This window comes from Marinibacterium profundimaris (assembly GCF_002210095.1).
GTDB lineage: Bacteria > Pseudomonadota > Alphaproteobacteria > Rhodobacterales > Rhodobacteraceae > Marinibacterium > Marinibacterium profundimaris.
The window spans coordinates 35,112-44,724 of record NZ_AQQR01000029.1; the positions used below are offsets into that span (position 1 = coordinate 35,112).

Annotated in this window: 8 protein-coding genes; 2 read left to right on the top strand and 6 right to left on the bottom strand. The window is 60.0% G+C overall.

Annotation, left to right across the window (positions count from 1 at the left end; all coding sequences use genetic code 11):
* Window positions 1–36 precede the first annotated feature (36 nt).
* The gene (locus ATO3_RS26540; RefSeq protein WP_038068681.1) at window positions 37–696 is read left to right on the top strand and encodes a response regulator transcription factor; all 660 of its coding nucleotides are present in this window, start codon (window positions 37–39) and stop codon (window positions 694–696) included.
* On the top strand, window positions 693–2,030 hold the full coding sequence (locus ATO3_RS26545) for an ATP-binding protein (RefSeq protein ID WP_054540795.1): 1,338 nt from the start codon (window positions 693–695) through the stop codon (window positions 2,028–2,030). Before ATO3_RS26540 ends, ATO3_RS26545 begins: the two co-directional genes overlap by 4 nt.
* 366 nt (window positions 2,031–2,396) lie before the next feature.
* Here ATO3_RS26545 and ATO3_RS29070 read toward each other — a convergent pair whose 3' ends face one another.
* The 6 genes from ATO3_RS29070 to repA form a co-directional block, all read right to left on the bottom strand.
* Window positions 2,397–2,561, bottom strand: a complete 165-nt coding sequence (locus tag ATO3_RS29070; protein ID WP_009574204.1) for a hypothetical protein — start codon at window positions 2,559–2,561, stop codon at window positions 2,397–2,399.
* A 388-nt stretch (window positions 2,562–2,949) separates the two neighbouring features.
* Window positions 2,950–3,423 carry a hypothetical protein gene (locus tag ATO3_RS26550; protein ID WP_088652825.1) on the bottom strand — a complete coding sequence of 158 codons (474 nt, stop codon included), beginning with the start codon at window positions 3,421–3,423 and terminating at the stop codon, window positions 2,950–2,952.
* A 99-nt stretch (window positions 3,424–3,522) separates the two neighbouring features.
* Complete coding sequence (locus tag ATO3_RS26555) at window positions 3,523–5,691, bottom strand: ParB/RepB/Spo0J family partition protein (RefSeq protein WP_088652826.1); 2,169 nt, start codon at window positions 5,689–5,691, stop codon at window positions 3,523–3,525.
* Window positions 5,692–5,827: 136 nt separating this feature from the next.
* Window positions 5,828–6,922 (bottom strand): plasmid replication protein RepC, encoded by a 1,095-nt coding sequence (gene repC, locus ATO3_RS26560; protein ID WP_088652827.1) that lies wholly within the window; start codon window positions 6,920–6,922, stop codon window positions 5,828–5,830.
* A 225-nt stretch (window positions 6,923–7,147) separates the two neighbouring features.
* Entirely contained in the window at window positions 7,148–8,113 is a 966-nt protein-coding gene (gene repB / locus ATO3_RS26565) for a plasmid partitioning protein RepB (RefSeq protein ID WP_088652828.1), read from the bottom strand.
* Window positions 8,113–9,315, bottom strand: coding sequence for a plasmid partitioning protein RepA (gene repA / locus ATO3_RS26570; RefSeq protein ID WP_088652829.1), 1,203 nt, complete (start codon window positions 9,313–9,315; stop codon window positions 8,113–8,115). Before repA ends, repB begins: the two co-directional genes overlap by 1 nt.
* Window positions 9,316–9,613 lie beyond the last annotated feature (298 nt).

Below are 9,613 nucleotides of genomic sequence, written 5' to 3' on the forward strand. Positions count from 1 at the left end.
ATCATGCAGGGACATCAGACAAGAACGGGTACGACCATGCGCATATTGCTGATCGAAGACGACACGACCCTCGGCGCTGCCGTGCGCGACCAGATCGCAGCCGATGGCCAGTCAGTGGATTGGGTTACGCGGTTGGATGCGGCAAGCGATGCCATGGCTGCTACGTCCTACGACTTAATCCTGCTCGACCTGATGCTGCCGGACGGGCGTGGCATCGGGTTCCTCAAGGTTTTGCGCACGCGGGGCGACGTGACGCCGGTCATCATTCTTACCGCACTCGACCAAGTGTCGGACCGCATCGAAGGCCTCAACGCGGGCGCAGACGACTACCTTGTGAAGCCTTTCGACCTGTCGGAACTGTCGGCGCGGATCGGATCGGTCGCGCGGCGCTACAGCGGCAACCCCAACCCGATCCTGACCCACGGACCGCTCGACATCGACCTTGCTGCGCGCAGCGTCCATCGGGATGGCAGACATGTGCCGCTGACGGCGCGGGAATGGGCGCTCTTCGAAGCCTTCCTCGCGCGCCCCGGGCAGCTCCTGTCCAAGGCGCAGTTGGAGGAGAAGCTCTACGCCTTCGACGCCGAGGTCGAGAGCAACACCATCGAGGTCCATGTCAGCCGCCTGCGGAAGAAACTGGGGAGCGCAATCATCGAAACCGAGCGCGGCATGGGCTACCGCCTGGGCAGGCCATGAGGTGGCCCGCAAGCCTTCAGGCGCGGCTCGGCCTATCCGTGGGGCTGGTGCTGACGGTGCTGTGGCTGCTGGCTGCGACGGTGACGGCCGTGATCGTCCGGGCCGAAATGGACGAGGTCTTCGACAGCGCGCTCCGTGAGACAGCGGAGCGGATCCTGCCGCTGGCAGTAACCGACATCGTCGGGCGGGAAGATCAGGGTGTGACCCAGCGGCTCGCCCCGATCCGTGCGCACGACGAGTTCTTCACCTATCTCGTGCGCGATGCCGAAGGCCGCATCCTGCTGCAATCGCATGCGGCGGACCCCACCGTGTTCCCCTCCTATGACGGGCCCGGGTTTCGCCAGACCGCGACGCACCGTCTCTACAGCGACGCGGCGCTTCAGGACACGATCCGCATCACAGTGGCCGAGCCGCTGGCCCACCGCATGTCGGTGGCTCGCGAAATCCAGATGGGTCTCGGCCTGCCCTTGCTGATCGTGCTTCCAGTGGCCTTGATCGCGATCATCCTGGCAGTTCGCTTCAGCCTTGATCCTCTGCGCCGGTTCCGCGCGCGGCTGGAAGCACGTGGCGCTCGCGACCTTTCGCAGGTTCCTCACGAGGGGCTTCCAACTGAAATCGGCCCGTTGGCTGATACGCTGAACAGCCTGCTGGCCAGATTACGTGAGGCGTTCGAGGCCGAGCGAAGCTTCGCCGCGAACGCCGCTCACGAGTTGCGCACACCACTCGCGGGAGCGATCGCGCAGGCGCAGAGGCTCAGGTCGGAAACCAAGGACCGAGCGGCTGCACAACGTGCGACCGACATCGAGGAGACGCTGAAAAGGCTGACGCGACGCACAGAACGCATGATGCAACTCGCGCGGGCAGAAGGCGGGCGATTGAGGATGGACAAAAGCTCGGATCTGAGGGGCGTTGCGAGAATTGTGGTGGACGATATTGGCCGCACGGGCACGCCAGATCGTATCAGGCTAAATCTTCCCGACATGGCTGTCATGTCAGATCTTGATCCCGACGCCTTCGCCATTCTGTGCCGGAACCTCGTGGAAAACGCTCTTCGTCATGGGGGACAGACTACCCCGGTCGACGTCACGCTGACCGCATCTGGCCAGTTCACCGTGGCAAATGACGGCCCTGTCGTGCCAGGCGAAACACTCGACCGGCTGACAGCGCGTTTCGAGCGGGCCTCTGCCACCTCCGACGGCAGCGGCCTGGGTCTTGCCATCGTCGCCGCAATCGCAGAGCGGATCAGCAGCCGCCTTGTCCTTCAATCGCCGCGGCCGGGCCGGACCACAGGTTTTCAAGTATCGCTCAGGTTGCCGATAGACGACAGCGAGTGACAGCGACATCCACTTTGGTTCCCAAAGGGTCAAATGCAGCCTTGGGATCAAGATCATCAGGGCCTGGCCTGGCGCGTCGGTTACCGTGCTATGCAGCGTCACGCTCGGAAAGGCAGCGCACAGCGCCAGCAGCCTGTTCGGAATGGACCCCGCGCTGATGAACGTCATGTAACCAGCGCTCACCATGAGGGTGACCGCTGTTTCCAGCATATAGGGATGGTCGACGAAAAGGCTTCCCGAACATGGTAGAAGCAGACTGTCGGAAGCGATTGTTAGCCGACTGACTATCCCCGGTCACGGGGGCATTACTAGGCCCAGGTGCACACCTGTGCCACGCCTGGGCCCTCGGGAAGTGAGGCCGAAGCTTCACCCGAACGGGTCGTATTCCGAGACGATCACGACCTCGTCGCCGTCGATTTCATCGGCGGGGACGGCACCATAGGTTCCATCACCTGCCTGGAAGACGACGATCGAGACCATGAGCGTGGCGGCGAGGGAAGCGGCGAAGGCGTGAGCATCTTTGCGGGACATCTGTTTGGCTCCTGTCTTGGAGGCGGAGGACCATCCCCCGCGCGACAGGACCCCGCAGGCCCGAAGACTGGCTGACATCACCGGGTGCGTTCGGCTCGTCCGAATCCACCCGGCGGCACGGGTTCGCCCGTAGTCCGACCCCTCGCGGGTTGATCTCGAAGACAGGATTCGGGGCAAGGAAGGGAATGGCGAGCGGGGGATGGTGCGACCGCTGACTGGAGCCGTATGTTCCACTGATGCTTTCGCTGCCAGCCTCCCGGGCAGGCTCTTGGATGACGATCCCTTTCCGTATTGGAATGGATCCTATGGTGCCCCGCGATCTCGCGGGACAGGGGCGTCATGGATGAGAGGCCCGCTCTTGGGCGGGCCCCTTGGGTTCTACATAGGCTCAGGCGGCAAGCTCCGCGTCCCCTGCCCTACCGGCGTCTTCTTCGCCGACAATCTCCAGCCGCGCGTTGCGATAGCCTTCTCTGGCGATCCAGAGTTCGGCAGCCGTGACGGACTCGGCCAGGTGGAGCAGCTCCGTGCAGCCGCCGAAATCCAGCAGGACGCGCACCTGTCCGGGCTTCGGTTCCTCGGCCACCTCGAAGGTCAACCCACTGTCGGCCGAATGCGTTCGCATGATGGTGACGAGAATGACCCCGTCCGAGGAGAAGTTCCCCTCGTGCAGCGTGAACGACGCCGGCGCCGTCCAGGTCGGATAGGATCGCGGCGGCTCCTTCTTGACGAGACGGCCGACGCCGTTCGAGCGTTCCCAGGCCGCGAGCTTCTTCGTGAACCGCGCAGGCGGTTTCGGACTGTTGTCGGTGTAGCGAATGAGCGCCCCCAGGGGCGCGGTGTCGAGAATGGTGGTTGCAGACATGATTCCTCATTCTGAATGCACGAAATTGCATTTATCTTATTGATATTGTTTATTTTTATGTGATTGAGGGCGGGTTGCCCCGCCCTCGGATGGCGCAGATCACTCCGCGGCCATCATCGATGCCTCATTGCTCGGCAGGTCAGCGGTGAGGAAGGCGGGCAGATCGACATTTTCGGCCTGCTCGGTGCCGGAAACTGGCTCAGACGCCCCCTGCCCTTCCACACCGTCTAGTGCCGCCAGATCGTGACGGCGAAGAACCTCCGGCAACCAGCCGCTGCCTTTCAGCAAACGCTCGGCTTCGGTCGCCATCTCGCCCTTCTTCAGGTGATCGAGGAGTTGCGCCGTCCCCTCCCCTTTCGCCTCGCGCACAGCCTCGAGGATCCGGGCCTTGGGCACACGGTTCAGGTAGGTGTCGGCCGTCGGCTCCCAACCCGCCTCGACCATGTCGAGTCCGACCGCCTGTGCGACCAAGTCGGACTGGGTCATCCGCCTGGTCAAACCGCTGGCGGAGATACCGGCACCATAAGGGTTCACCTTCTCATTGAGCGCGTTGATCCCGAAGCTGAGGCAATGCGCGAGCAGGGACAGCCGGCTCGGCTGATCAAGGGAGGTCAGGTAGTCCCAGAGCGCGGCATCGTCGCCAAGCGGCAAGTCGGTCTCCCACTCCGCGTGGCGATCGTCCACCAGCTTGGCCACTACGCTGTCCTTCAGGTCGCTCGCCTGCGCCGACATGTAGACGTGACGCACCGAAGCCTCGAGGCAGCTGCCGGCCGAACTGCACGTCCGGAAGGTATCGTTGACGAGCTTCAGGAGCAGCAGCGTCAACGCGACGTCAGGGGAGCGACCGACAGCTTCGCGCAGTGCCAATGTCCGGTGCGCCGTCAACTCCATGATCAGCCGCTCGGGCAAGGGCTTCAACGCACCATCGTCCTCGTCGTCGGGCACGTTGGCGCCAAGCGCCTGGCCAGCAGAGGTGATCACCGTGCCATGGCCGACACCATCCGCGCTGCTCGGAGCTGAAAGCTCAGCGCCCTGCCCGTCTGCCGCCTGTTCACCGCTGTGGACGTCGACGTCTGTTCTTGGTTCATCCTCGGGCCGCACGAAGCCCCGATAAACTGCAAGCTCGCCATAGCGGTCAAGCGTCACGAAAGCCCCTGCCCGTGCGATCTCCTCATTGTCAAAAACCAGCGGCCGGGCCTCGAGCTTCTCCATCGCGACTTCCAACTCGCCAAGACGCGTGTCGATCTCTTCGGGGAATTCATCCTGGCCCTCGTATTCCTCTTCGAACGCCCGGTATTCGGCGAGCAGCTTGGCATGGGCCGCGCCTTCGTCATCCGACATCGGCGCCGGGTCTCCGCTTAGCCGCCGCAAACCGTGGCTGTAGCCATAGGGCAGGTCGAGCGAGACCTCGATCCATTTCCAACCTTCGGTCGCAATCGCTTCGGCTTCAGCCTGAAGCTTTTCGCTGACCAGACGATCGAGCAGGGCAGGATCTTCTAGCCAACCGCCGTCATCGCCTTGGAAGAGGTCATGCAACATAGTGCCGCCCGCCGCCTCGTACGCCTCGACGCCGACAAAGACGGCGCGCCGGTCCGATGCCCGCACCGAGGTTTCCGTCAGCATCCGCCGGATCTGATAGGGCTCCTTGTTCCACGAAGACTTGATCGCCTCCCAGACTTGAATCTGACGCTCGTGATCCGGATTGACCGTGAAGGCCATCAGCTGCTCCAGCGTCATCTCGTCCTCTGCGTAGAGCTCGAGCAGGGCAGGGGCCACGGCGGCGAGTTTCAGGCGCTGCTTCACCACCTGCGGCGTGACGAAGAAGGCGGCTGCGATCTCTTCATCGCCTTGACACTTCTCCCGCAAAGCAACGAAGGCGCGGAACTGGTCGAGCGGATGCAGGGCTGCACGCTGCATGTTCTCAGCGAGCGAGTCGTCTTCGGCGAGGATCGCGGAAGTGGCATCCCGTACGATGCAGGGGATGGGCGTCGTCTTGGCCAGACGCTTCTGCTTCACCAGGAGCGAGAGTGCTTGGAAGCGCCGGCCGCCAGCGGGGATTTCGAACTTGCCGGTCTCGGAACCATCATCCGCCAGAACGGGTCGAACGCTCAGGCTCTGCAGCAACCCGCGGCGGGCGATGTCTTCGGCCAGTTCCTCGATGGAGATGCCGGCCTTGATGCGCCGGACGTTGGACTGGCTCAGCACGAGTTTGTCGAAGGGAATGTCCCGGGACGGGGACAGGGTGACTTTCTGGGCAGATTTCGCCATCAGATCTTCTCCACGACGGGCGCCGGAAGCCACTCTCCCGATCTCACTTCCCGTCACCCCTTTCACAACCCCTCTCTCCCTCGACCGTAGTTGTCCGCGGACAATTTCTTGGCGGAAGCAGTAGAGCACTGTCTGACTAAATCGGTTGCAGTTGTGCCCGAGAGAGTCGCCGAACAAGCTGCTCTGGAACGAAGTCAGGGCTGTTTCTCCCTGACGTTATCGACCGAAAATAGGCACCGACCTTTTGGACTTTGTCGTGGAACTGCATGATCGCCCAGACGGTAAGCGCTGCCCCTTCTATGCCCAGCTGTTCTTGAGCATCTTGGTAGTTTCTCGAGTCTATCCCGAGCATTGGTGCGAGAGTTCGTGCGTGTGAAACCACGTCGGACATAGTCTTCACTGGTGTGAGTGAAAATTGGGCTGCTTCAGGGCAGGCGCTAAGGATTTCGGGAACGCTAAGGGGTATTGCCCTTGGATGTGTTGGTCGAGTTTTCGACGGGTGGTGTTCTCTCTTATCAATATGTTCTTTGTTTGAGTTATGATGATGGCGGACATTTTGGCCGTCGTTGCCGGACATTTTTTCCTCCCCGGCGACGACTGCTTCACAAGGTTGTTCGGCTTCCACCGCTTCGATATCTAGGCCAGCCAAGAGGCTGTGGCATTCATCCAGTGAAAGCTTTCTGCGAAGGGTGCGCATAGCGATTATCGCATCAATGTCGTCGGGTTCGGCTTGCAGGATGTCGTTTGCTGCGGCACGTATTTTTGCTTTGAGGTAGGCGATCTGGTCGTTTTCGCGAACGGCCTGGGCAGCAAGCTCTGCAAGCTCTTGGAAGCGTTGGAACAAGGGTGTGAGGTCGAACCCGAATCGAAGGGCGGTGCCTTCGGTTACGTTTCGCTTGCTGAACCTTTTTCGATTTGCGCTATCACGGCGAACAAGCAGCCCGAGTTCTTGGAGAATGGCCGCATGGCGCCTAATTGTTCGGTCGGAGATCCCATTGCGTCGGAACGCAAGCGTGGCGTTAGATGCAAAGACGGTGTTGTGCTGCCTTTTCGGTGGAAGGCACGAGAGCATCGCGTCGAGCGTCGCAATGACTGATGCTTTTAGACCCATCAACGGAGCCGCCTGGCGCAGTGTGTCGATGATGATGTGACGTTCGGGGCGGGCGTTGTCCGCGGACAACATGATCTCTGTCCGCTCTCCAACGGAGGCGGATGCCTGAGTGAATGCCATGAATTTTTCACGACAACCGGTCGGGAAAGGCCCAGATCCCCCGATTTCTTGAGAAAAGGCAACAGATCATCGTTCAACCGATTCGGTTGTTATTGACTGCTACGGAGAAGCTGGTACATCTGAGGGTGCTAAGAACAGATTGGGCTCTCCGGGGATGACCTTGGGGGGCTCTTTCTTTTCTGGCTGTTTTCGTGCTCCTTTTTTGTTGCTCTGCTCGCCTGTCTGTCAGCCGGATTGCTGGTCCGACTTCCACGCCTCATAGAGACGTTTCAACTCAACTTCCGCGTTGTCTCGCATCCATTGAGCGAACTCCGGGGTATCAACCTTGGACATTTTTACCGTCAAAGCGCGCGGGCTATCCTTGACCTCTGCAAGTGTCTTGCCGTCGCTTGAGACAACCATATGTGCTGCGGACTTTGTGGACCTCGCGGGTTTGCCAAGTTTCGAAATGGCGTCGCTGACGCGCGCAAAGCGGTCGTCCGAAGTAGGGATCTGATCCAGACCCAAATCGGAAGCTACTCGAACTAGGTCAGCATTGCTGCCCTTCGCCTTGTCTGCTAGGTCTTCCCACCGGCGACGTCCGACGCCATGTGCCGAGCCGATCAACTGTATCACAGTCACCGGTATTGTGCGGGCAACCTTAGTCATTCGCGACAACATAGGTTTGTCGATGGCAAGTGCGTCGAGGATCACTGGCTGATCGTAGCCATTGTCGCTCAGCTGCGCGGCGAACAGGGCCTTTTCAATGAAACTAGGGTCCAGTCTGTGTGAGTTTTCCTGGCCTTGGGCAAGGATCGCCTCCTCGTCCGAAAGAGTGCGCACCAAGGCTCTGGCCGATACTCCGATCGATTGCAGGGCCCGCAGTCGGCGACGACCATAAACGATCTTGTACCGACCCGGTTTGTCCGCAAGCGGACGGACCATGATCGGCACCTGCTGCCCATGTTCCTTGATGCTCGCGGCAAGAGACGCGACGTCGGCATCGGAGAATGAAAGACGGTCTTTCGGCCCGTCTTCCTCGATGAGATCGACCGGAATTTCCCGTACAGCGTTGCTGGATAGATCCTTCAGGGTCGATTTCACACCGCTCATCGCACCGGTGTTGGGGAAACGAGGCTTAAGGTCAGCCGTTGCCACGTCCTCGGTGGTGTCCGGTGGGGGAGGGGGCTGGAAAAGGTTTCTACGCGCCATTACTCGACCGTCCTCCCCCAAGCCTGTTGAATCGTCTTTTCGAACTCGTCTGCGACGCCGTTTACGCTTTCGAGTATCCTGTCCAATGTCTTCTTGACGACCTGGCTCGGCTCTAGTTCATAGATCGTCTGCTGCGTCATCCCGGCGTCCGAAATGGCAGTGGATTTCAGCATGGGCGTGTTGAGAACCTGGTCGAGCAAAATCGACCTTAGGAACCCAGCCATCTGCGATTGTGGGACATCGGTCGGTTCGAACCTCGCGACGAGGTACTTGAGGAACGACCAGTCGATCGGTCCTGTTGCTTCCTCCAAAGTCCTGACGGTTTCTCCCGCCATCTCAAGGAATTGCGCCATGGAGGCGACGTCCAGCATACTCGGCACCACGGTAATCAGGAGGCCGGTTGACGCGAGCAATGCCGTCATCGTCGTGAAGCCCAACTGCGGTGGGCAATCGATGATCACCAGATCGTAGTTGGCTTCGATCTCATCGAGCGCAATGGCCAACCTCTGAGTGAACGGAGGATCGACCTTGTGTTGAAGCGCGTAAGCCGTCTCGGTTTCATACTCAGACAGCAACAATCCGGCTGGCGCGAGGTCGAGGTTGTGGAAGTAAGTCTTGCGGACGACTTGGCTTAGGGGAACCGGATCCTCGTATTTCAGGGCGTCGTACACCGTGCCGCTTTCGGCAAATTCGATTTCTGGGCGGTATCCGAACATAGTCGTTAGGCTGGCTTGGGGATCCATGTCTACGGCCAAGACGCGATACCCTCTGAGGGCATAACGTTGGGCTAGATGAATTGCTGTCGTCGTCTTGCTGGACCCGCCTTTGAAATTCACGATGGATATGATCTGAAGTCCATCGCCATCCCGCCGGCCTGGCAGATAAGCTTCCCCGTTGCGACCGGTCCGCGCCATCACCCTGCGGATTTGATCGATCTCTTCAGCGGAATAGAGACGCCTGCCGCGAGAGTCTGTCTCGACTTCGGGAAAATCACCTTCCTGATGGCGCGTTCTCAGGTTCGACATGCTGATGCCTGTCAGCTCAGAGACCTCTGCAGGGTGAAACTTCCGCAGCGTCTTTCTGCTTTCCGGTTGAAAGCTGTTGCGCATATGATGGTTGAGAGCATCCGACAGGCGCGCGGCGTTGGCAGAAATGGAAGCTGCAATGGATTTTGCGCCGGGGAAATCTGCCTTGCTGTTCATGCTGCCCTCGTGACCTCTTGGTGGGTCGATTGTGTTTCGTCGCTAAAGTGCGCGATTTTCGCTTTTTTGCGACTACAGCACTCATGACACGCAACTTATCGCCAGACAACAATTTTTTTGAAGGCGGAGGGCGCGAACTTGAGCTGGGCGTGCATTCTGGCGTGAGAAAGTAGTCTAAGTATCTAGTAGATCAGGATAAATCTCAGTCTGCTCTAGCGCCTTGTCGAACATGTTGTGGCTTCACTGCAGCCTACCCCTAGAGCCTCAGACCTTTAACCTGAGACATATCCGGCAGCCT

Coding starts and splice junctions, on each gene's coding strand:
- ATO3_RS26555 (WP_088652826.1), bottom strand. CDS start 5,691: ATGGCGAAATCTGCCCAGAAAGTCACCCTGTCCCCGTCCCGGGACATT.
- ATO3_RS26540 (WP_038068681.1), top strand. CDS start 37: ATGCGCATATTGCTGATCGAAGACGACACGACCCTCGGCGCTGCCGTG.
- repB (WP_088652828.1), bottom strand. CDS start 8,113: ATGGCGCGTAGAAACCTTTTCCAGCCCCCTCCCCCACCGGACACCACC.
- ATO3_RS26550 (WP_088652825.1), bottom strand. CDS start 3,423: ATGTCTGCAACCACCATTCTCGACACCGCGCCCCTGGGGGCGCTCATT.
- ATO3_RS29070 (WP_009574204.1), bottom strand. CDS start 2,561: ATGTCCCGCAAAGATGCTCACGCCTTCGCCGCTTCCCTCGCCGCCACG.
- repC (WP_088652827.1), bottom strand. CDS start 6,922: ATGGCATTCACTCAGGCATCCGCCTCCGTTGGAGAGCGGACAGAGATC.
- ATO3_RS26545 (WP_054540795.1), top strand. CDS start 693: ATGAGGTGGCCCGCAAGCCTTCAGGCGCGGCTCGGCCTATCCGTGGGG.
- repA (WP_088652829.1), bottom strand. CDS start 9,315: ATGAACAGCAAGGCAGATTTCCCCGGCGCAAAATCCATTGCAGCTTCC.